Source organism: Paenibacillus vulneris (genome assembly GCF_039543185.1).
In the GTDB taxonomy this organism is placed as follows: domain Bacteria; phylum Bacillota; class Bacilli; order Paenibacillales; family NBRC-103111; genus Paenibacillus_S; species Paenibacillus_S vulneris.
Map to the genome: position 1 here is coordinate 100,055 of NZ_BAABJG010000015.1, position 21,886 is coordinate 121,940.

16 protein-coding genes and 1 pseudogene are annotated in these 21,886 nt (G+C 49.1%); 14 read left to right on the plus strand and 3 right to left on the minus strand.

Features of this window, described 5'->3' with window-relative positions; translation table 11 throughout:
• Positions 1–83: 83 nt before the first annotated feature.
• The 8 genes from ABEA66_RS14080 (at position 84) to ABEA66_RS14115 (ending at position 9,942) form a co-directional block, all read left to right on the plus strand.
• Positions 84–1,256 (plus strand): MalY/PatB family protein, encoded by a 1,173-nt coding sequence (locus tag ABEA66_RS14080; protein WP_192704205.1) that lies wholly within the window; start codon positions 84–86, stop codon positions 1,254–1,256.
• A gap of 211 nt (positions 1,257–1,467) precedes the next feature.
• Positions 1,468–2,826 (plus strand): sodium-dependent transporter, encoded by a 1,359-nt coding sequence (locus ABEA66_RS14085; protein ID WP_345588150.1) that lies wholly within the window; start codon positions 1,468–1,470, stop codon positions 2,824–2,826.
• A 66-nt stretch (positions 2,827–2,892) separates the two neighbouring features.
• Positions 2,893–3,276 (plus strand): VOC family protein, encoded by a 384-nt coding sequence (locus tag ABEA66_RS14090; protein ID WP_345588152.1) that lies wholly within the window; start codon positions 2,893–2,895, stop codon positions 3,274–3,276.
• A gap of 176 nt (positions 3,277–3,452) precedes the next feature.
• Entirely contained in the window at positions 3,453–4,760 is a 1,308-nt protein-coding gene (locus ABEA66_RS14095; RefSeq protein WP_192704208.1) for an ABC transporter substrate-binding protein, read from the plus strand.
• 79 nt (positions 4,761–4,839) lie between these two features.
• Positions 4,840–5,805, plus strand: coding sequence for a carbohydrate ABC transporter permease (locus ABEA66_RS14100; protein WP_079909493.1), 966 nt, complete (start codon positions 4,840–4,842; stop codon positions 5,803–5,805).
• Between the two features lie 72 nt (positions 5,806–5,877).
• Complete coding sequence (locus ABEA66_RS14105; RefSeq protein ID WP_079909494.1) at positions 5,878–6,699, plus strand: carbohydrate ABC transporter permease; 822 nt, start codon at positions 5,878–5,880, stop codon at positions 6,697–6,699.
• Complete coding sequence (locus ABEA66_RS14110) at positions 6,699–7,469, plus strand: HAD family hydrolase (protein WP_345588156.1); 771 nt, start codon at positions 6,699–6,701, stop codon at positions 7,467–7,469. The genes ABEA66_RS14105 and ABEA66_RS14110 overlap by 1 nt, the downstream gene beginning before the upstream one ends.
• Before the next feature lie 157 nt (positions 7,470–7,626).
• The gene (locus ABEA66_RS14115) at positions 7,627–9,942 is read left to right on the plus strand and encodes a hypothetical protein (RefSeq protein ID WP_345588158.1); all 2,316 of its coding nucleotides are present in this window, start codon (positions 7,627–7,629) and stop codon (positions 9,940–9,942) included.
• A gap of 128 nt (positions 9,943–10,070) precedes the next feature.
• Here the strand turns inward: ABEA66_RS14115 and ABEA66_RS14120 are convergent, their stop codons facing one another.
• Positions 10,071–10,334 (minus strand): DUF2164 domain-containing protein, encoded by a 264-nt coding sequence (locus ABEA66_RS14120; protein WP_345588160.1) that lies wholly within the window; start codon positions 10,332–10,334, stop codon positions 10,071–10,073.
• 124 nt (positions 10,335–10,458) lie between these two features.
• Between ABEA66_RS14120 and ABEA66_RS14125 the strand changes: the two genes are divergently transcribed.
• From ABEA66_RS14125 to ABEA66_RS14135, 3 genes are read left to right on the plus strand one after another with little or no spacing between them, the layout of a single operon-like run.
• On the plus strand, positions 10,459–10,923 hold the full coding sequence (locus tag ABEA66_RS14125) for a hypothetical protein (protein WP_345588162.1): 465 nt from the start codon (positions 10,459–10,461) through the stop codon (positions 10,921–10,923).
• Between the two features lie 43 nt (positions 10,924–10,966).
• Positions 10,967–11,566, plus strand: a complete 600-nt coding sequence (locus tag ABEA66_RS14130; RefSeq protein ID WP_345588164.1) for a GNAT family N-acetyltransferase — start codon at positions 10,967–10,969, stop codon at positions 11,564–11,566.
• Positions 11,567–11,614: 48 nt separating this feature from the next.
• Positions 11,615–12,283: a DUF3221 domain-containing protein gene (locus ABEA66_RS14135; protein WP_345588166.1), complete on the plus strand. Its 669-nt coding sequence runs from the start codon at positions 11,615–11,617 to the stop codon at positions 12,281–12,283.
• Positions 12,284–12,381: 98 nt separating this feature from the next.
• On the opposite strand, the pseudogene ABEA66_RS14140 reads toward ABEA66_RS14135, so the two are convergent.
• Positions 12,382–13,602, minus strand: a pseudogene (locus ABEA66_RS14140) (MFS transporter).
• 373 nt (positions 13,603–13,975) lie between these two features.
• Here ABEA66_RS14140 and ABEA66_RS14145 point away from each other — a divergent pair.
• From ABEA66_RS14145 to ABEA66_RS14155, 3 genes are read left to right on the plus strand one after another with little or no spacing between them, the layout of a single operon-like run.
• Positions 13,976–14,596 carry a class D sortase gene (locus tag ABEA66_RS14145; RefSeq protein WP_179135928.1) on the plus strand — a complete coding sequence of 207 codons (621 nt, stop codon included), beginning with the start codon at positions 13,976–13,978 and terminating at the stop codon, positions 14,594–14,596.
• A 14-nt stretch (positions 14,597–14,610) separates the two neighbouring features.
• Positions 14,611–18,972 carry an SdrD B-like domain-containing protein gene (locus ABEA66_RS14150; RefSeq protein WP_345588168.1) on the plus strand — a complete coding sequence of 1,454 codons (4,362 nt, stop codon included), beginning with the start codon at positions 14,611–14,613 and terminating at the stop codon, positions 18,970–18,972.
• 60 nt (positions 18,973–19,032) lie between these two features.
• Positions 19,033–20,166, plus strand: a complete 1,134-nt coding sequence (locus ABEA66_RS14155) for an SdrD B-like domain-containing protein (RefSeq protein WP_345588170.1) — start codon at positions 19,033–19,035, stop codon at positions 20,164–20,166.
• Positions 20,167–20,260: 94 nt separating this feature from the next.
• On the opposite strand, the gene ABEA66_RS14160 is transcribed toward ABEA66_RS14155, so the two are convergent.
• Positions 20,261–21,817: an ABC-F family ATP-binding cassette domain-containing protein gene (locus ABEA66_RS14160; RefSeq protein WP_079909504.1), complete on the minus strand. Its 1,557-nt coding sequence runs from the start codon at positions 21,815–21,817 to the stop codon at positions 20,261–20,263.
• Positions 21,818–21,886: the final 69 nt, after the last annotated feature.

Sequence of the window (21,886 nt, forward strand, 5' to 3'; positions counted from 1 at the left end):
ACAAATACCTCATAAAAGTACTACATTAGGTACAATTCAATCTACTATCCAGGTCATACAATATACATTTGAGGTGGTTCGTCTTGAGTTATTCATTTGATCAATTCATTAACCGTCGCAACACCCGTTCCTATAAATGGGATCAAAGCGAGAAGCTGTTCGGGGAACCCGATGTGCTTCCGTTATGGGTAGCCGACATGGATTTTCCAAGCCCTCCTGCCGTTAAGGAAGCTCTGAAGAAGCGGGCGGAGCTGGGCTTGTACGGCTATGCTGTTCGCACGGACAGCTATTTTGACAGTATTGTTCAGTGGTTTCGTGAACGTCACCAATGGGAGATTCAACCAGGCTGGATCACCGATTCGCCTAGTATCGTAACCTCTTTGAGCTTGGCCGTAGAGCTGTTCAGTGAGCCCGGGGCCCCTGTTGTTATTCAAACGCCGGTCTATTATCCATTCTACGATGTTATTGAAAGTAACGGGCGCAAAGTAGCCAAAAATCCGCTTCTTCTGCGGAATGGACATTTCGAAATGGATTACGACCATCTGGAGTCGTTGTTCAAAGACGGTGCCAAGCTGCTGCTGTTCTGTAGTCCTCACAACCCAGGCGGGCGCGTATGGGATCGGGAAGAGCTGCTTAAGCTGGGTGAGCTGTGCTTACGATACGGAGTTACCGTCATCTCGGATGAGATCCATTGCGACTTGACCTTTCCCGGCTATACGTATATTCCATTCGCTTCCTTATCGCCGGAGCTGGCCAATATTACCGTGAGCTGCCTCGCGGCAACCAAAACATTCAACCTGCCGGGTCTGCATACTTCCTACATCGTTGCTTCGAATGCGAATCTGCGCCGGAAAATCGAGCATAGACTTAAAACGCTCAGCCTGCATATGGCTCAGCATTTTGCCCAGGATGCGGTTGAAGCTGCATATCGGGAGGGAGCCGAATGGCTTGAAGAAATGATGGCGTACGTCAAAGGGAATCTCGATTATGCGATAGCTTATTTGGCCGAGCATCTTCCTCAAGTGAAGCCGCTGCGTCCGGAAGGCACTTATTTGCTATGGATGGATTGCAGGGAGCTGGGATTGGATATTAAAGGATTAAAGGACCTCATGTATCATAAGGCGAAGGTCGCATTCAACGAAGGCTCGGTATTCGGTACCGAGGGTGAAGGCTGGCTTAGAATGAATCTGGCATGCCCTAGGTCCATTCTGGAGCAAGCGCTAAAACAATTTTGTGATGCGGCTAACGCCCATTAGTGCCGGTATCGACTTCTTAGAATGAGACAAGCAGGGCTTCGTTTCATAGGGTTGCTTGAGACGGTTCATATTGAACCGTCTTTTCAACGTGCGGATCGGGCTGATCAGGGCTTAGGGGGGATTCAGGAAGCATAACCTGTGCATAATAAGGAAAACCTTACAAGCATTCTTAGACCATCATACATGAAAGACAAGAACAGGAGATTACATCATGAGCGATCATTCATCACAGAAATCTCAAATGAAAGGAACCAAAGATCGGTTTAGCACTTCAGGCTTTATTGTTGCAGCGATAGGAAGCTCTGTCGGGCTTGGTAATATGTGGAAATTTCCGTACATTACCGGTAAGCACGGCGGTGCGGCATTTTTTCTCCTGTTTATTATTTGCTTGCTGATTGTCGGTCTTCCGATTCTACTTGCAGAAATGACCATTGGACGCGGCGGAAGAAGCAATGCATCGAGTTCTCTTTTCAATTTGAGCGGTAAAAAATATTGGGGTGCGCTGGGCTTGCTCCCTATAGTGTGCGCCTTCCTGACGATGTCGTACTATGCCGTAGTCGCAGGCTGGACCATTCATTATGCCGTTGAATCCTTCACCGGGATGCTGTATATGCCCGGAATCGATTATAAGGACAAATTTGTCAGTTTTGCAGGCGGCTCTATGCCGATTGTATGGCAGGGAATTGTTATGCTGCTGACGGGCTGGATTGTTGCCCGAGGCATTTCCGGCGGAATCGAAAAGTTCAATAAAGTTTTGATTCCCGGCTTTTTAATCATTTTGATCATCCTGATGTTCCGTTCAGTAACGCTTCCCGGCGCCGATGCAGGGCTGAGCTTTTTCCTGAAGCCGGATTTCTCCAAGCTGGACTCGGAAGCTGCGCTGGTTGCGCTCGGACATGCTTTCTTTTCATTGTCCATTGGTTTTGGCTGCATGCTGACCTATGGTTCCTATGTAGACAAGAAGCAATCCTTGGGTGCAGCTACACTGGCTATCGGACTCGGAGATTTGATTTATGCCTTTATCGGCGGACTGGTCATCTTTCCTACGGTATTCTCCTATGGCCTTCAGCCGGGAGAAGGGGTAGGGCTGGCATTCATGGCACTGCCGGTTGCATTTTCCCAGATGCCGTTCGGCCTTCTCTTCGGAGGATTATTCTTTTTACTGCTGGCTATAGCCGCGTTAACCTCGGCCGTATCGATTTTGGAAGTTCCCGTTGCTTATGTTATGCATAAATGGAAGCTTGACCGAAAGAAAGCTACCTTGTATACGTCGATTCTTTGCTTTTTGGTGGGGGTTCCTTGTGCGCTGTCGGTATCAGGCGTGTTGAACCCGTTTAAGTTCGGAGAGAAGACGATTTTTGACATGGTCGACTTCACGACATCCTACATCTTGATGCCGCTTGGAGGCCTGATCATTACACTGTTTACCGGCTACGCCTGGAAACGGGCTGGAGAGGAAGCAGGGCTGACAGGGTTCTGGTACAAAGTGTGGATGTTCCTTATGCGCATTGTGAATCCGATCCTGATCCTGCTGATTTTCTTGTATTCCATCGGTATCATTTCCTTTTAATTCATGCAGTGAAACACCAAATGGTGGGCATACTTTTTACTGAATGGAAACCAATGGAGGTATAGGATGAGAATTCATCTGACTAGCGTATTTGTTGACGATCAGGAAAAGGCGCTGCAGTTTTACACCGACAAGCTTGGCTTTGTTAAGAAAGTGGATGTCCCTGCCGGGGAGTTCCGCTGGCTTACCGTGGTTTCTCCCGAAGCGCCAGATGGGGTGCAACTGTTATTGGAGCCGAACAATAATCCGGCGGCTGAGACCTACCAGAAGGCTATATTCGCACAGGGAATTCCGGCAACATCCTTTGCCGTCGAGGATATCCACAAGGAATATGACCGGTTGAAGGGAGTCGGAGTCGAATTCACGATGGAGCCGACTGCCATGGGGCCTGTCACTATCGCCTTATTAAAGGATACCTGCGGCAATCTTATTCAATTGGGACAGTTTTAAGGCAATAAAAAGTCAATTATTCTTCGCGAAATGGAAGGAGCTTGCATGCAGGCTCCTTTTTCTATGCTTTTTTTAGATTTGTGAAATAAAATTTCAAAAAAAGGTTTACATTATGACATAAAATTTAATATAATTTTGTTAAGATTTTGTAAATATAACTAAGGGAGCATGATACAATGAAAAGAAAACCACTGGTCTTTAGTTCCATGTTGATTCTTTTAAGCACTATATTAAGTGCATGCAGCGGTGGAAGCGCTACCAAGACGACGGATACCAACCCTGCCGCGAATGGAGAAGTAACGAAGCCAAAGGGAGATCCGGTAAAGCTCGTCATGTACAGCTGGAGACCGGAGGATAAGGATGGCTACGCCAAATTTATCGCGGAATTCGAGAAGGATAATCCGGATATCAAGGTGGAGTTCAAGCCATTCAAAGCGACGGAGTACAATACGATCCTTGCTAACTCGCTGCAGTCCGGTACAGGAGTCGATATTTTGCAGCTTCGTCCGTATGACGGCGCCAAAGCTCTCGCGGATGCCAATTATTTATCCCCGCTCGATAAGGTGAAGGGGATTGAAAATTTTGCTGACAGCTATCTGGATGCAGCCAGAGGCTCGGATAAGAAGGTCTACGGCATTCCATTAATGCTGAACAATGCAGTTATTTTTTATAACAAGAAGCTATTTGATGATAACGGCCTCCAGCCTCCGGAAACATGGGATGAATTCGTGAAAACCTGTGAAGCACTGAAAGCGAAAAATATTATCCCTATTGCCCAGGCAGGCAAAGCGGCTTATCTCTTGTCCACCACCCATACGGTAATTGGTCCAAGCGCCTATGGAGGAACCGAATTTATGCAAGCGCTTTTAAAAGGAACGACCAACTTCAAAGATCCTAAATTCCTGGATTCTATCAAGAGAATGAAGCAGCTGGAAGCTTATTTCCCCAAAGATTTTGTTGCCATAGAAGATAAGGATGCGCAAGGCTTGTTCTACACCGGCAAGGCGGCCATGTACATTAACGGCAGCCAAAGGCTGGAAACATTTGAGGCGAATAAGCTGTCGTTCCCTGTGGAATTCATACCGGGACTTGCCGCTAAAAAAGGGGAGCAGGCGCAAATCGCTACCTGGGTTGACGGCTCCTACGGGATTGCCAAGAGCTCGAAATACCAGGAGCAAGCCACCCGATTCATTGAATTTTTGGCCTCCAAGAAATTCGGTCAAATGTTCAGCGATGAGCTTACCCGCGTAAGCCCTGTGAAGGGAGTGGAGCCTAAGCATCCGCAGCTCAAAAAAATGGCCGCCTTCAGCGAGAAGAACAGCACGCCGTACCTGCTGTTGACCAGCTTCAGCCAAGGCACACCTACAACCAAGACTACATTTGAGGACTCACTGCAGGGCATGTACATCGGCAAGCTGACGCCGGAGAAGGTAGCAGAGGATACACAGGCATCCGCCGACAAATGGTTTAAGCCGCAAAAATAACGACATGCCGATGCTCAACCTGTCCCTCTGAGGGATTAACGCTGCATCGATTGCGCGTCATTTGACAAAGGAGCTAACTATGACAGGTACAAGTGTTCAACACGAGGAAAGGACCGTTCTGCAGTCGCAAGCCAAGAAGAGAAGGAGCTTCAAGAAGCATTTGGTTCATCTGTTCTTGCTTCCGGCGTTGATCTTTTACGTTGGCTTTATGATCTATCCCATATTTCAAGCGCTACTGAACAGCTTTTTCTCATGGAAAGGGCTGGTGCGGGGGGAATTTATCGGTCTGGAAAATTTCGTCCGTCTGTTTACCGAATCTCCCTTCAAGGAGACCTTTATCCGCGCGCTTGGGCATAATGTGGTGTTTTTTATCGGGACGATGCTCTCTAAGCTTGTCGTTGCCTTCCTGTTAGCTCTGCTAATTAACAGCAAAATACGGGGAAAAGAGTTATTCAAGACGCTGTTCTTCGTACCCAAGCTGCTCTCCGTAATTGTGGTCGGCTTTTTGTTCAGCCTGATATTGAATCCGACCTATGGGGCTCTTAATACGTTTTTGAACGCTATTGGGCTGGGGGAGCTGGCCAAACCGTGGCTTGGAGATCCCAATACAGCGCTCTATACGATTATATTAGTGAACAGCTGGTACGGATTCGGCTTTGCGATTCTGATTTTCCTTGTCGGACTTCAAGCGATCTCTCCTGAAATCTATGAGGCGGCGAGAATCGACGGAGCTTCGGGCCTTGAAATGATCTGGAAAATTACGATTCCGTTGGCTATGCCCTCCATCATGATTATGACGATACTGACCTTTATTGGAGCGTTTGAAACCTTTGAGCTGATCTTCGCTATGCAGGGATCTTCCGGCGGACCTTATTTTTCAACGGATGTGCTGGGTCTGTACTTTTATCGTTTGGCATTCGGCTCTGTGAGCGGAGGGGAATCGATAGGCTTAGGCTCCGCGCTGGCAGTGATCTTACTGCTCCTGATCTCAGGGGCAACGGCCGTCTCGATGTTCTTCTTCAAGCGCAAGGAAGTCGAGCATTAGTTCTGGTGTCGACTGTTACTCACTAACATATGCTCTCTTAAGAACGTGGTAAAACTACATCGGAGGTAACTCATGGCACTTCGACTGCAGCAAAGCGTAAAATATGGGATATTGATCTTATTCTCGTTCATTGCCATCTATCCCGTTTTTCTTATGATGACTTCGTCTTTTAAAACGAAGCAGGAAATAACAACCCATCCTTTGGGGCTGCCGACCAGCTTTTCATTCGAAAACTATGTGACGGTATGGGAAAAGGTACATTTTTCCGAGTATTTCCTGAACAGCTTGTATATAACTGCCTTGTCGGTTGTGTTAGTGCTGCTCGTTTCCTCCATGGCGGCATTCTACATGGCCAGATACCAATTCCGGTGGAACGGATTCGTGCTGTTCTTCTTTATGCTAGGGCTTATGCTGCCCATGAAGCTGGCGATCTCTCCGTTATACATGATGATGCTGAAGCTGAAGCTGCTGGATACGCATACCTCGCTGATCATCGTTTATGTAGCGGGACATATTTCCTTTGCCGTGTTCGTCTTCTATGGTTTTTTCCGGACACTGCCCAAGGATTTGGATCAAAGCGCGCGGATCGACGGTTGCAACGATTTTCAGGTTTATTATAAGATTGTACTGCCGCTGATGAGACCGGCGCTGGCTACCGTCAGTATTGTGGACTCTATCGGCATATGGAACGACTTTTTCTACCCTCTGATCTTTATTAAAAGCACGGAGCTCGGGACGATCCCGCTCGGAATGCTTACCTTGTTCGGTGAATACGATACGGATTGGAACTTGCTGTTCTGCGGCTTGACCCTGTCCTCACTACCGTTAATCGTGGCATTCTTGTTTGCTTCCAGACAATTCATTGAGGGAATGACGCAAGGAGCGGTGAAATAATGAAAAAATGGATTACATTCGACCTGGACGGGACGTTGATGCAGAATCCGTTCGGCAAATGGATTTTCCCTGTGATCGAAGAGCTGATCTCCAATGCCTTAGACAAACCTTTCAAGTCAACGGAAGCGCTAGTACGCGAGCATGAGCTGCGCATGCAGCAGAACCGCACGGTGGAAGCCTATGATTGGGACGATATGGTAAGGCAGCTGCTGAATGGGCTGGGGCTCAACCTGGAGATTAACGTAGAGCAGCTGGTTCATGAGCATTCGGTAGAGCCCAAAATCTATTTGCTCGAGCAAGATTCCATCGCAGTATTAAGGCAGCTGAAAGAGAAGGGATATTCGCTGGCAACGGTCACGAACGGCTTCTACAAATATCAATATCCGGTCATGCGGCAGCTAGGACTAAGCGATTGGTTCGATGCGATAATTACGCCGGAGAAAGCCGGATGCGGTAAACCGGATGTGAATATCATGCGCGAGCTGCAGCTAGACGGACAGATTGCGGCCCATGTCGGTGACCGGCTGGATCACGATGTTTATTTATCTAATAAGTCCGGGATTCCATCCGTGCTGATCTACCATAAGCTGCCGGATGAGCTGAAGGCATACCGTCCCGGCGAAAGGGCAGGCCAGGCGGCTTTTCTGGAAATCTGTAAGAAGAAGCTGAACGCGGAGCATCCGGAAGCGGTTACGAGCCCGTATCCGGCCGAATATATTCCTTCCTATGTTCTGTACCGGCTGGAAGAACTATTGGAATGTGTAGGATAGCATCAAGGAAAGTCTCCTAATAAGATGTAGAGAAGGGCTGCCATCGGTGATGGCGGTCTTTTTCTGTACCCGAAACTTTCGGCGTATAGATAGCGTCTAAAATGAGGTAAGGAGAGGGAAAACCTACGTTTTTTTACAAGAAAGGATGAAGGACACCATGTGGAGGAAGCTCTTATTATCAGCGGCTGTCAGTGTGCCTGTAGCATGGGCTGGAGCAAGTTTAGCCGCCGCGGCGCCAACCATTCTCACAGAGAAGCCGGAGACTCATCATGTACCAGCGACTCTGACCCTGCTGGAACAGACGCCATTTTATACGGAGCCGGATACGATTGTCCATGCACCTGATGGTGTGCTTACCCCTCAGACAGTGGAGGTCATTGAAGGAGAGCCTGGCTGGGTTACGAATGCCAATTGGTTCAAAATCAACACCTGGCTGGGCGAACGATGGATTTATACATATCCGAGCCTCATTGACGTCAAGCCTCCGGAAACCGTAACGCTGCTGCAGGATACACCTATATACGCCGAGCCCGATGAGAGCGGCCCCCCAACTGCCGTTCTGTCTCCACAGGAAGTCAAAGTCACGGGTGCAGAAAAGCAATGGTTTCTGAGGAAGTCGTACCCGGAGCCATCCAAGCAATGGTTAAAAATCCAAACGAGCTGGGCCGGCGAGCAATGGATTCATTTGCCGCTCGAACAAGTCGGTTCGGTTCAGACGATAGACCGGTATACGTACCATATGGCCTCTCCTTTATACAATTCCCCCATCATCAATCCGGCCGTCTATCCCGATAAGGCAGGGAACGGCATCGTCCATGAAACCGGAGAATTCGTTACCCCTGCGGGCACTTCATACCGCATAGAAACCGAATCGGGCCCAAAATGGACATTAAACAGGGGAAGAACGGTCCTTACAAAGACGGAGCCCGTGCAGCTTAAGGTACCGACACCGTTGTTCGACACCCCTTGGCCCTATCAGGAGAAAGAGCCTAAGCTGCTGCAGCCGCAAACTATTACCTCTCTTGGCAAAATTGAACCCGAAGCGGGGATCGGCAATCCGAGGGAAGGTACATGGTATCATGTCCGCATTGGGAAAGAGGAGGGATGGATCAACAAAACCTATGCCGATCCCGAGGATGCCAAGGCAACGGAGGATTCTGTAAAGCTCGGTTCGGACATGACGCGGCTGTACCGTTTTCCCGGGAGCTACGTTTCCTTGAATTCAACCGTCATTGCTCCGCAGGTCGTTCCGGCGCTAGCCTATTGGGATGATCCGGAGTCCCATCAGAGGTGGTATCAGATCGATTCCTTTATGGGAAAAGGCTGGTTCCCGATAGATCCCCGCATGGATCGGATTCTTGTGAAAGGACATGAGCATGACTTGCAGGTTGCCAGACAGCAGGGCTACTATGCCCAAGTCGGTATCAAGGACCAGCAGCTCTATGAAGGGGATCAGAAGGTCGGGTATGCGGAGAATAATCAATATTACTTCAGCTTGAAATACTTGGCTTCGAGGCTTAGCTACCGGATCGAGGGGCCGAATAAAGAAGGGGCCGTCACTGTGAGAGACTGGCATGGCTATTCCTTCGAGGTCCGTTCCGGAGAAATGACTGCGGTAACGTCTTGGAATGACGGAAGCCGAAGAACCATAAATTTACTGTCTCCCGTACAAAAGATGAATGGGGAGCTGTATCTTAGCGAGCGGGACATGAGCATGATGCTGGGTGCTACTGCTGTTCACGAGCAGCAAGGACGTTATATCCAGTTAAGCAAAATGGATTATGATGTGATGGAGCCGCTGCTGCCCGAAACCATTGATGGGGATATGCTCCAAATGTCTGCATACCTGTACGATACCAACCTGTCCGGCCCTAATGTAACGGTGCCTTACAGCGGATACTACATCTATGATACGGGTCAGGAAGAAAATTTTGATGGGGCTGGTGCTTCATCGAATGCAAAGGACCCGGTTCCAATATCATATGATTCCGCCGTGTTTGAATATGGAAATGCAAGAAAGGTTAAGCCTGGCCCGAATCGGCTAACTGCAGTTTTCAAGGTAGGCCAACGTATTGTGTGGCAGCGTGATTGGGAGCCTGCGGCGAATTATGAAAAAGCAAAGCTTAACGTATCACATCCTCCTAATGACCCCATGTTTCAATACAGCGATATTGAATTGGAGCAGCCCCAGCAAGGATTCATAGAAACCGGGAATAAGGCGATCCACACGCAAGGGATAGTGAAACGGGCATTAGGAGACGGATTGACGATCAAGGCGGAATATTGGGACGGAAAGGCTTTCGTGAGCGATGGGGAAACGGAAGCGCCTTTTGAACAAGGACGGTTCAGTCAGGACCTGACCTTGCAGCATGGTGAGGGATTGTATCGCATCTTCCTGTTTTCCGAATTTCATGTTGTGCATAGTAGCACGAAGGGCCCGATTGCCAGTTGGTATGTTCGATATAAGCCGTAACCGAACCGAATGAATAACTTGAAAAAACGAAAAGCTTCGAAAGGGCTTTTCGTTTTTTAACATAATAGAAGTTTCGGATCCCCGTAATAGGAGTAAATCATCTTCAGCCAAGGCTAGTGTTTTGCCTGTTATTGGGACTTCCTGGTTAATAGAAGCGGCTGCTCCAAAGCGTAGATCTCATCTTCCATGGCGGTCATTTGCTGTAAAACGACCTTACGCGCATCGGACAGAGCCTGATTGTAAATATAAGGAGTAAGCTCCTCCATGATAAATTCGAGGAAGCCTTCGCCCGCCAATTGTCCCATTTCTATAGAAAATTCCTGATCGACATAGTCCTGCAGACTAGCTATAATCTGTTGCTTGTGTTCTTTAGGCAGCTTGATAGGGTGCATAATGGAATCCTCCAGTAATTGTTATTCAGGAATAAGTTCATTCTTCCACTATAACGTAAAACATTACATAATGAAAAATAAATCAACCCCTAGAAGGAAAATCGAATTTTGGGTAAAGGTGATCATGAATAGTAAAAAAATAATAACGATTCTCGCACTGGGCTTGGGTGTTGTCGCATGTTATCATAGTATGGATGCATTAATCCTCATAGACGATACAGAGAATTCTTATGGAATCTATGATTTTTTTAAACTAAGTACAGATGCAGAGCTGAAGGTCCAAGGAACGGGCAGGCAATTTGTGGATGGAGAATTGGTGTCTACCAAAGTCAAGGTGTTAGAAATCATGAACAAAGAAGAGGATCTGAATATTAGTGTTGGAGACGAAATGGTTGTCCATGAATATTTTAAAATTATTAAGAACTCAGAGATTTACGGCATCCCGCTGCCGGGCCGAAGGGTGACCAATATGGGAACCGGCTATAGAAGATTGCAGCAGGATGAGGAGGGAATAATTAGACTTCATTATGACCGGAAACAGCAGCGATTATGGGTTATTAACTCGAGAAGCTACTGGATAAATCAATAAGTGCGTACATACTTTTCTCAGACTGAATATGAGGAGCAGCCTAATGAAACAGGAGCGCAGCAGCAATAGGGACACTGTATTTACGATAGATTGTAAAGATATCCTTTTACGGGAATACCAGCTGGATGACCTGGAGCCGCTTCACGAGCTGACGCATCAGCCGGAGATCGTTCAATATTTGCCAGGATGGAACGTAACGAAAGTACAGCGGCTGCATTGGATGGCGAGCTATGAACTGAAGGAGAATCGACGGTTCCTGCAAGCTGTTGCGGAAGACGGGATTATAGGCGACCTGCGGCTGAGGTTGGGAGTGATCCTTAAGGGAACAGTAGAGTTCATTGGATGGTGCTGTACAGGAACGAAAGAAGAACTTCCTTCCCCCAATCGCGAGATTGTGTATGCCCTGTCCGGAGCGCACCGCAATAAAGGCTATGCGACCCAAGCGGTACAGGGGCTGATTCGTTATTTGTTTGAGAATACGGATGTTGAGCTGCTTAACGCGATCGCCTTACTTGACAATCTTCCTTCCCAAGCTGTCATCCAAAAGTGCGGATTCGATTTGATAAATCAGGTGGAGATTCAAAAGGAACGGTATAACCATTACATTCTCAGGAAGCAGAGCTGCATACCGTCGTCATCGTGAACAAATGGATATTTCTTCCCAGTATAAAAAACATTGGAAGTGAAGCCTTTGAACATTATTCTCGCCGTGTTGCTGCTCTTCATGACCGGATGGGGCATTATGCCAAAAAGCAGCCCGGAGCAGAAGCAAGAATTGCAGCTGGACGGATACACCTCTTACGATCGAAAGCAGCTGCCGGCTTACCCCAAGCAGCCCCCTTATAATAGGCAGGACCTTATTAAGAAGCTGTCCAAGCTGGATGAGGTGTACGACCGATTAGCTTTGGAACCGCTGACTGTCTACTCCAAGGATGACGGCGTGTTTATGAGAGTTAGAAAGCTGTACCAGCCTCGCGAGGAACTGAATCTGGAAGATGAAGAGCAGCTTCGGCAGTCTGTCTATGAAGCTTTGGGACAATCCTTCCCGCTGTATCTGGAAACCTTCGTGTTGCCGGAGCAACCAAATGTAGCAGGAGTCATTGCAAAGATAGATCAGCAAACGAAGCGGATCTTGGTAGTAGAATACCTTCCTTTTGACGTGCTAGACCCTATTATGCAGGAAGCGAACTGGCTATCCTTTTCCAAGGATGCGATTGTAAAGTTCGAGAATGAAGAAAGGCCCGTTTCATTTGACGACTTCAGGGAAGGTCAGCGGGTAGAAGTATGGGCCTCAGCGTCTAAAGCGATAAGCTATCCGGCTCTAACAAGAGCGTATGAACTCAATATATTGGACGGTTAGCTAACCGATTGTAAATGCAATGAAAAAAAAGGGCCGCGGTTCATCCTTTGGGATGGCCGCGGCTCTATGCTTTGGTTACTTTCTATAAAAACGTGTACTTAGACAGAGGGAGTGTAAGACTCGCTTAGTCTTGTTTTTTTGTCAGCCTGACTGCTGATGATAGCCCCAAGCAGCGCCAGTGCGGCTAGAAGAGCCGCCAGCCATGGCACGTAAGGCAAACCCGCAAGGGTAATGGTAAGTCCCCCCAAATAAGCTCCACTTGCATTCCCCAGATTAAGAGCCGAGTGGCTGGAAGTAGCTGCAAGCAAAGGCGCTTCGCGAGTCAGATTCATAATACGGATTTGAATACCGGGCATGATACCGAAGGCTGCCACACCCCAACAGAATACCGTGATAACCGCTGTATAAGGACTATGCAAGGTTACGGTTAGAAGTGCCAGGATAACGACCAGTACGGCAAAGTTCGTCATAAGTGATGGCATAAGCTTCCAATCAGCCAGCTTGCCTCCAACTATATTTCCGACCGTCACCCCGAATCCGAATAATACCAGGATCCAGGTTACGCTGTGCTCCGCAAACCCCGTTATGGATTCCAGCATCGGTGTAATGTAAGTGAATACTGCAAAGAGACTTGCACAGCCCAGAGCTCCGGTCAAAAGAACTAGAAGCACCTGCGGATTGACCAAGCTGCGAAATTGCTGTCTGAGGTCGGACACTTGCTCCTGCTGGAGCGCTTAAATGAAGCGAATGATGCCGGCTAATGAAATAATGCCTAACAGCGTGATGGCCCCGAAGGATGCACGCCAACCTAACTGCTGACCGATGAATGTCCCGAAGGGAACCCCGATAATATTGGCTATCGTAAGCCCTGCCAGCACGAGGGATACGGCACCTGCGCGTCTGTCGGGAGACACCAGTCGGGTGGCGATAAGCGAGCCCACACCCAGGAAAGTCCCATGCGCGAACGCGGTTAAGACCCGAGCACCTATCAGCAAGGAATAGACGGGCGCAATCATGGAAAGCGCGTTCCCTATAATGAAGATGCACATCAACAGTGTGAGCAGCTTCTTCTGCGGAATGCGATGAGTAAACACGGTTAATACAGGAGCACCGACGGCGACGCCAAGCGCGTAGCTGGTAATGAGCTGTCCCGCCTGAGGGATCGTGACATGAAGGTCCTCCGCCACATTGGGCAGCAGCCCCATGATAATAAATTCAGTCATCCCGATAGCAAAGGCTCCCAAAGTAAGACAGAGAAGCGAGAGCGGGAACCGTCCCTTTTTACGAGAGGTTCGTTCTGGGTTGTTGGATGGGTTCATAGCAATGATGTTTCTCCTTATCCGTTAATCTTGACCTTCCGTGACGGTTTTCTTATCTATTTTTTGTCTTTCGAAAGGACAGCAGGCTTCCGTGTAAGTATATCAGGTTTGTCGCAAAGTAGGGGATGATTTTCATAAAAAAATGATTTCGTTCGCTATAGCACACAGTCATATTAGGGGACGGACGGCCGTATTCTGGAAAGAAGGCACATCAACAGGAGCTCAAACCGGTTTCCTATGGAGTTTGGGTGAGAAAGGAGGGAAGGCTCCCGCAACATCTGCATGGTTAAGGTGTAGGAGGTGCTGCCCCATTCGTCTGAATAAGCTGCGGAACGCCGCAGTGGTATTGCTTTGCGTCAGTGGAGTCGCATGTATGCTGTATCCGTTAATGAACCGCTATGTACAGGATAGACAGAAAGTATCCATGCTGGAGCAATGGAGCTCGGTTCGCGATCAAACCTTGGTGCCTTTAGCTGCTGCGGTGCCGCTTCAGCCGACCCTCATGTTCAATCAAGGAGCGTCGGAAGAAGCGGGGGAAGAAATACCGGAGCAGGCGGATGAAACCGTCAATATCGACGGATATGCCGTTAGAGGGATCATGATGATCGACAAGCTGGAGCTTAAGGAGCCGATAGTTGAAGGGGCCGATCCGGAAGCTTTGAAAACAGGTATCGGGATTGTTGAACCGGATCGATATCCGGGAGGGACAGGTAATTTTGTGGTTGCAGGGCATCGCAGCTGGACCTACGGCAAACAGTTCAGCAGGCTGAATGAGCTGGAGTCCGGAGACCGTATTGTGGTCGAAACGACTAAGCATGTCTATTCGTATACCGTTACCTCCAAATTCCTTGTTCAACCGGATGACCTGTCGGTATTGGAGCAAAAAAAGGACAAGGCCGAGATGACTCTAATCACGTGTGAGCCCAAATACAACCCGACGCACCGGCTTATTGTCAAGGCGGTATTAGAAGGGGATCCACGGAGTATTGAGTGAGGAGAAATGTAGTAATGAAAAGATTTATAAGAGGGCAAGCCTTGGTATGGGCACTTCTTATGATAGTCAACCTCATTCTGGTGCCTATGACGGCAATGGCTGCCGACGATGATCCCGGGAACGGCATACAAATCGCAATGAGAAGCACGGAGTCGGAAGCTCCTTCAGGAAAAAAATTCACCTTGGAACTGGACTACAGCTTATCCAGCACCACAGAGCAGTATACGAATGCTCAGATCGCCGTTCCTCTTCCAAAGGCGCTTACCTTTGACTCTGCAGTCAATGCTGCGGATACGACCTACTCTTATGATGCAGCGAGCCACACAGTGACCTTTAAATTTAACAGCGCCGTGAAAGCAGGTACGACGGGTACGCTGCAAATGAACGTGTATTTTCCAAATTATGTGACCCCCAACGGAACTATCGCCAATGTGCAAGCGCAGTTCGACAGCAATCTAGGCAGCAAGAAATCCAACATCGTTCAAGTCACAGCCAAAGCGTCCGCTGATTGGGAATTCAAGAAAGAACGAACAAGACCGATCCCCAGTTTAAGCCCTAAAGCCGGAAGCGAAGTGGAGTACAAAATAACGTTCTACGATAAGAATCCCTCTACGTATGGCAGACTCGAGCTCCGCAATGTTGTGATTCAAGACACGCTGCCTGCAGGGGCACAATATGTATCATCCCAGCCTGCTGCCGTCGTTGCCGGAAATACCGTAACCTGGAACCAGGGAACCTTCGGAGAAGGCATTACTTACAAGGAATATATAGTAAAAGTGAAATATCCAGATACGATAAGCGGAGACATCACGAATATAGCGGAGGTATCGTTTAACCCGTTAAATCAGGATAAGGTGACTTTGAAGGCGGAGCGAAAAGACACTTTTACGAACGAATCGGGCTACGGGAGCTCAGGCTTTTTCAAAATGATTAACGACCGTCAAAAGGAAGCATCTCCCGGACAAAGCGTCAGCTTTAACATTGTGAATATGTACAATACGGCTAATGTGAGCTTGAAAGATTATGTGTTCACCGACATGACGCCGGAAGGATTAATCTTGCAGCAAATCACGACCCCAAGGTTCAATGGAATTTCTACGTATTCAGTGGAGTATACGCTTGCCGATAATGCCAATGGTCCCTGGAGCACGTGGGGAACCGTTCGCGCAGACCAGAGCGTCACATTGACCACTAGCGATCCGCCTATTGCCGGTGCGGTTGTGAAGGGCGTGCGGTTTAATTTCGGGGAAGTCCCGGTGGATTTTTACCAGACTGGCAGCTTTGAAATTCGCTATCAGGTTAACCCTGGCTATCTGGCTCCAACGGAACCAAGCGATAGCAAGAGGATAACCAACATCGCCAGCTTGAAATACAGCTTTGAAGGGAGCTTGAAGGAAGAGCAGCGCAGCGCTTTTCTCTATGTCGTACAGGGCCGTCCGCTCATAGAAGTGACGAAGAAGGTCATGAACGGTGCAAGCTTCTCGCCCGGCGATACGGTAAAATACCGGGTTTCCGTTAGAAATACCGAATTCAGCAGCAGCGATCTCAATCATCCGATCATTGAGGATTTGCTTCCCTCTCAGTTGGAATATGTGCCAGGCAGTACCGTACTGATAAATGACAGCGGGCTGGGGATTGCTTCACCGCAATTGGAACAATCCGTCGATTCTGCTACCGGACGAACGCTGCTTAAATGGTCTTGGAAAGAAGACACACCGGCCGTTCTGGGGTATGACAAGAAGATTGAGCTTGAATTTGATGTCAGGATCAAAGCAGGAACAAATGCCGGCTATATTGACAATGAGGTGGATGTCAGCTCCGATCATCATGCCTACTTGAACCATATCGACTTTGCCAAAAAGAAAAAAGTGAATGGCAAATGGTATGTTTACAATAACGGAGCCTTTTATGTCAATTCTGTTGTGAAGCTTGAATCGATTAAATGGGTTCAGGGTGATCTGGATGGTAATAACTGGACCAAATATCCGGACAAAGGACTCACGACGCCGGGCGGCAAAGTCGAGTATAAGCTCCAGATAACCAATGTAGGCAATATCCCCGTACGAAGCTTGCTCATCATCGACTCCTTACCGAGGGTTGGGGACACGGGCGTTGTAGACACCTCGCCTCGAGACAGCAAATGGAGCCCTGTACTGACGAGCGAAGTGAGCGGTAACAGCTATACTAAAGTTTCTTATACGACGGATACGTCTATCTCGATGGCCGGCGGACACTGGTCAACGGAGCCTCCTGCTGATTTGACGAAGGTGACGGGGATCAAGTTCGAACTCTCGGACGATCATGTCATTACCCCCGGGGCGCAAGAGGAACTGAAATGGACCATGCGCGCGCCAGTCCATGCGCCGACGAACGATCAGGCTGCCTGGAGCTCCTTCGGATTCACGGCCAAACGCGGCGATAACGGGAAGACGCTTCTGGCCTCCGAGCCTCTCAAGGTGGGTGTGGTCGTCAAGGAGGATGCCAAGGGAGAAATCGGGGATTATGTATGGCTCGATTCGAACGAAGACGGCATTCAGAATGAGCCCAAGGAGCAGGGTGTTAACGGGGTACAAGTCGAGCTGTATGATGCATTCGGAAAGCTGGTTCAGCAGACGATTACGAGCAATGACCATAACGGAAGCCCCGGATATTACCTGTTTACCAATCTGGATTCTGGTAATTATACCGTCAAATTCAACCTTCCGAATGGGTATAGCGGATGGGTTAAACCGAATGCCGGAAATAACGAAGCGACGGATTCCGATCCCAACAGTGACGGATGGACGCGCGTGATTCGGCTAGCCGCTGGGGAGAAGAACCACTCGATCGATGCCGGGCTGCTGCCGCCCAAAGGCAGGATAGGTGACAAGGTTTGGATTGACGCTAACGGCGACGGCCTGCAGGATAACGGTGAAGCCGGAATCGATGGGGTACCCGTCCATTTGTATGACAAAAATGGGTATCTTCTTGATACCACCGTAACTGCCAGAAATGGACTGTACGAGTTTAACCATCTGACCTCCGGGGACTACAGGGTTGAATTTGTCCTGCCAAAGGGCCTTGCGTTTACAAAGAAAGGGGACGGTACGAAAAGGGATATCGATTCAGATGCGGATGCATCTGGAAGATCGGATCTTATTTCGTTAGGGCCGGATGAAGTTAATCTTACCGTGGATGCCGGTCTGCTTGAACCTAATTCCAGCATAGGCAACAGGGTCTGGCTGGATGTTAACAAGAATGGGCTGCAGGATGCCGGCGAGCCGGGGATCAATGGAGCGGCCGTTCAGCTTCTGAACGAGAGCGGTCAGCTGCTCGCTAAGGCAACAACAGTTAAGGATGCCGTGTATGGAGATGGCTACTACCAGTTTGAACAGCTATGGGCAGGCAATTACATCGTCCAGTTTGCTCTTCCGGATAGCTCATACGAGTTTACGGTACAAGGCACTGACCCGAAATCCGATACGGATTCCAATGCGAATCCGGGCAACGACGGTAAAACCTCTTTGATTCCTTTAGGCTACGGTGAATCGAATCCTACGATTGATGCCGGACTCGTCAAAGTGGCTCAACCGCCAGCCAGAGGTAGTATTGGGGATACGGTTTGGTTAGATGCCAACGGTGACGGTATTCAGAATGACGGGAATACGGGAGTCAACGGCGTCGTCGTCAAGCTGTTCGACAATACGGGGATCCTTCAGGCCTCTACAGTGACTGCATCCGTATATGATTCCGTCTATCGTTCCGTTTATGCCGCTTCCGGCTATTATCGCTTCGATAATCTGCTTTCCGGTACCTATGCGGTCAAGTTCGAGCTTCCGGAAGGATATGCGTTCACGACTAAAGGAGCCGGGAACGATAAGGCTGTCGATTCGGATGCAAGTCCAGATGGAATGACAGATTGGATTGCGTTAGCGCCGGGACAGATCAATTTGACGGTGGATGCCGGATTAAGGAGAGATACGAATCCTCCGGCTGCAGGCTCTATCGGCGATTATGTATGGATCGACGAAAATGAGGATGGCATCCAGAACGACAAAGAGGTTGGGCTTAGCGGAGTTACGGTGAAGCTCTATAACAACAGGGATGAGCTGCTGGGAACCACAGTGACAGGCGCCGTGTACGGAAAAACAGGGTATTATCTCTTTGATGATCTGCCATCGGGAAGCTATAAGATCAAATTTGATCCACCTGCAGGCTACGAGTTTACCTATAAAGGAGCAGGAGACAACCGGGCTGCCGATTCCGATGCCGGAACGGATGGTTACACTGACTTGTTCCATTTGGCGCAGGGCGAGCACATTAGAACGATTGATGCCGGATTGAAGAAGCAAGCCGTCACCCCTCCTCAGTCGGGCAAAATAGGCGATTGGGTATAGATCGATACGAATGGTAACGGAATTCAGGATGAAGGAGAAGCAGGTATTAACGGTCTATTTGTGCACCTGTACGATGAATCTGGGCGTCTTCAATCCACCACCGTTACCGGATCCGTATATGGTCACAACGGGACTTATCTCTTCGATCATCTCCAGGCAGGAAGATATCACGTGAAGTTTGATCTACCATCGGGCTACGAGTTTGCGCCAAAAGCCAAAGGGACCGACAAAGCTCACGATTCCGATGCTAAGGGAGACGGAACGACGGATGTATTTGCTCTGGCAGACGGCGAAACCAATCTGACGATCGATGCAGGCTTGATTCCAGTCGATGACGGGGGAGGTCCGGGTCCAGACCCTGGGGATCCAATTTCAGCTATCGGCGATTATGTCTGGATCGATGCGAATGGGGATGGAGTTCAGAACAATGAAGAGCCGGGGATGAATGGCGTTATCGTAAGGCTCTTCTCGGAAAGCGGAGTCCAGCTTACTTCTACTGTGACAGGAAATGTCTACGATAAACCAGGGCAGTATGTCTTCGAGCATCTCCAACCGGGAAGGTATTACGTGAAGTTCGATCAGCCTGCAGGCTTTGAATTCACCTTGAAAGGGAAAGGTACGGATAGCACGAAAGACTCTGACCCTAAGACGGATGGTACAACGGATATCATCGTTCTTGCAGCAGGGGAAAGAAATCTGACGATCGATGCAGGATTGCGTCCGAGGTCAAGCGGTCCGGGACCATCCGGTCCAGGGGATTCTGATGGAGGTTCAGACGGAGGTTCAGATGGGGGCTCACCCGGCGGACCTCAACCAGGCGGCAGCGGAGGTACTGGCGGTCAGCCAAACGGCGGTCAACCGAACACGAATCCTTCCGGAGGCACTACTCCCGGTAATCAACCTGGCAGCACACCGGGAGGCAGTCAGCCGGGGAATCCGAAGCCGGAAGGAAACGACCCGGGGAACAATGAACCTGGCACACCATCACCGGGCGGGCAGCCTTCGGAGCCCGATCACCAGCCGGGGGATCAAGAACCGGGCGTTACTCCATCCGGTAAGCCGAATCCCGATAAGTCAGGCGGCCGTACCCTTCCGTTGACCGGAGAGTCGCTTCCTTGGACTTCGTTCATTGGCCTCATCTTATGTATTGCAGCCGCTATACTTTACTTCAGAGGAAAAAGAGCAAGCCGATAAGAGAAACATCAGGAAGCCGCGCTCAGCGCGGCTTTTTCTCTTCCATCAAAAAAGCCTGCCTACCCTCAAAAGGATAGACAGGCCATAGGGATGACTAGAATACTTTCGTCGTCCAGGACTCGCAATTCCAAATATCCGTTACGACATCGCGGTAAAATTCAGGTTCGTGGGAGATGAGCAGGATGCTTCCCTTATAAGCTTTCAACGCGCGCTTCAGCTCGTCCTTCGCATCGACATCCAGATGGTTGGTCGGCTCGTCGAGCACGAGCAGGTTGGTCTCGCGGTTAATAAGCTTGCAAAGACGGACCTTGGCTTTCTCTCCGCCGCTCAGTACGGTAATTTTACTTTCAATATGCTTGGTAGTTAAGCCGCACTTTGCCAACGCGGCACGTACTTCGAATTGAGTGAAGGAAGGGAATTCATTCCATATTTCTTCAATACAAGTATTGTAGTTGGCTTCCTTGGATTCCTGCTCGAAATAACCGATGTGCAGGAGATCGCCCAGATTGACGGAACCGGATACGGGTTTGATCTCGCCAAGAATACTCCGCATCAGAGTCGTCTTACCGATCCCGTTAGCGCCGACGAGAGCAATCTTCTGGCCGCGTTCCATGCGAAGCGTAAGCGGCCGGGATAGTGGAGAGTCATAACCGATGACCAGATCCTCGGTCTCGAAGATCACCTTGCCGGACGTTCTCGATTCCTTGAAGTTGAACTGCGGCTTCGGCTTTTCTTTGGCCAGCTCGATAACCTCCATCTTATCCAGCTTCTTTTGTCTGGACATAGCCATGTTTCTCGTTGCAACACTCGCTTTGTTACGCGCAACAAAGTCCTTCAAATCGGCAATTTCCTGCTGCTGACGCTTATAGGCGGACTCCAGCTGCTGCTTTTTCATTTCATGCACTTGTAAGAAATGATCGTAATCGCCGACATAGCGGTTGAGCTCCTGATTCTCCATATGATAGATCAGGTTAATAACGCTGTTCAGGAACGGAATGTCATGGGAGATAAGAATGAAGGCATTCTCGTACTCCTGGAGATAACGCTTCAACCAATCGATATGCTGCTCATCGAGATAGTTGGTAGGCTCGTCCAGCAGGAGAATGTCCGGCTTCTCCAGCAGCAGCTTGGCAAGCAGTACTTTGGTGCGCTGTCCGCCGCTGAGATCATTGACATCCTTATCGAGACCGATATCGGTAAGTCCGAGTCCTCTGGCCGTTTCCTCGACCTTGGCATCGATCATGTAAAAGTCCTGGTTCGTCAGCATATCTTGAATCGTTCCTACATCCTCAAGCAGGCGCTCCAGTTCTTCCGGAGAGACCTCGCCCATTTTGGCGTACATATCGTTCATTTCCTGTTCCATATCGAACAAGTATTGGAAGGCACCCTTGAGGACATCGCGAATCGTCATCCCTTTATTCAGAACGGCATGCTGATCGAGATACCCGACGCGCATCCGTTTGGACCATTCGATTTTGCCGTCGTCCGGTTGGAGCTTTCCCGTAATAATGTTCATGAAAGTAGATTTACCTTCGCCGTTGGCACCGATCAGTCCGATGTGCTCCCCCTTGAGCAGACGGAAGGAAACGTCGTTGAAAATAGCGCGATCCCCGAAGCCATGACTTAATCTTTCAACATTTAATATACTCATGTATGACACCTTTTCTATATAAACTTGATTTCTCGTCTATTATATACGGTATGCAGCTTAGAACTCAAT

Bases quoted from the DNA above. Each gene is read 5' to 3' on its own strand.
- ABEA66_RS14085 (WP_345588150.1), top strand. From the start codon at position 1,468: ATGAGCGATCATTCATCACAGAAATCTCAAATGAAAGGAACCAAAGAT.
- ABEA66_RS14090 (WP_345588152.1), top strand. From the start codon at position 2,893: ATGAGAATTCATCTGACTAGCGTATTTGTTGACGATCAGGAAAAGGCG.
- ABEA66_RS14095 (WP_192704208.1), top strand. From the start codon at position 3,453: ATGAAAAGAAAACCACTGGTCTTTAGTTCCATGTTGATTCTTTTAAGC.
- ABEA66_RS14100 (WP_079909493.1), top strand. From the start codon at position 4,840: ATGACAGGTACAAGTGTTCAACACGAGGAAAGGACCGTTCTGCAGTCG.
- ABEA66_RS14105 (WP_079909494.1), top strand. From the start codon at position 5,878: ATGGCACTTCGACTGCAGCAAAGCGTAAAATATGGGATATTGATCTTA.
- ABEA66_RS14110 (WP_345588156.1), top strand. From the start codon at position 6,699: ATGAAAAAATGGATTACATTCGACCTGGACGGGACGTTGATGCAGAAT.
- ABEA66_RS14115 (WP_345588158.1), top strand. From the start codon at position 7,627: ATGTGGAGGAAGCTCTTATTATCAGCGGCTGTCAGTGTGCCTGTAGCA.
- ABEA66_RS14120 (WP_345588160.1), bottom strand. From the start codon at position 10,334: ATGCACCCTATCAAGCTGCCTAAAGAACACAAGCAACAGATTATAGCT.
- ABEA66_RS14125 (WP_345588162.1), top strand. From the start codon at position 10,459: ATGAATAGTAAAAAAATAATAACGATTCTCGCACTGGGCTTGGGTGTT.
- ABEA66_RS14130 (WP_345588164.1), top strand. From the start codon at position 10,967: ATGAAACAGGAGCGCAGCAGCAATAGGGACACTGTATTTACGATAGAT.
- ABEA66_RS14145 (WP_179135928.1), top strand. From the start codon at position 13,976: ATGCTGTATCCGTTAATGAACCGCTATGTACAGGATAGACAGAAAGTA.
- ABEA66_RS14150 (WP_345588168.1), top strand. From the start codon at position 14,611: ATGAAAAGATTTATAAGAGGGCAAGCCTTGGTATGGGCACTTCTTATG.
- ABEA66_RS14160 (WP_079909504.1), bottom strand. From the start codon at position 21,817: ATGAGTATATTAAATGTTGAAAGATTAAGTCATGGCTTCGGGGATCGC.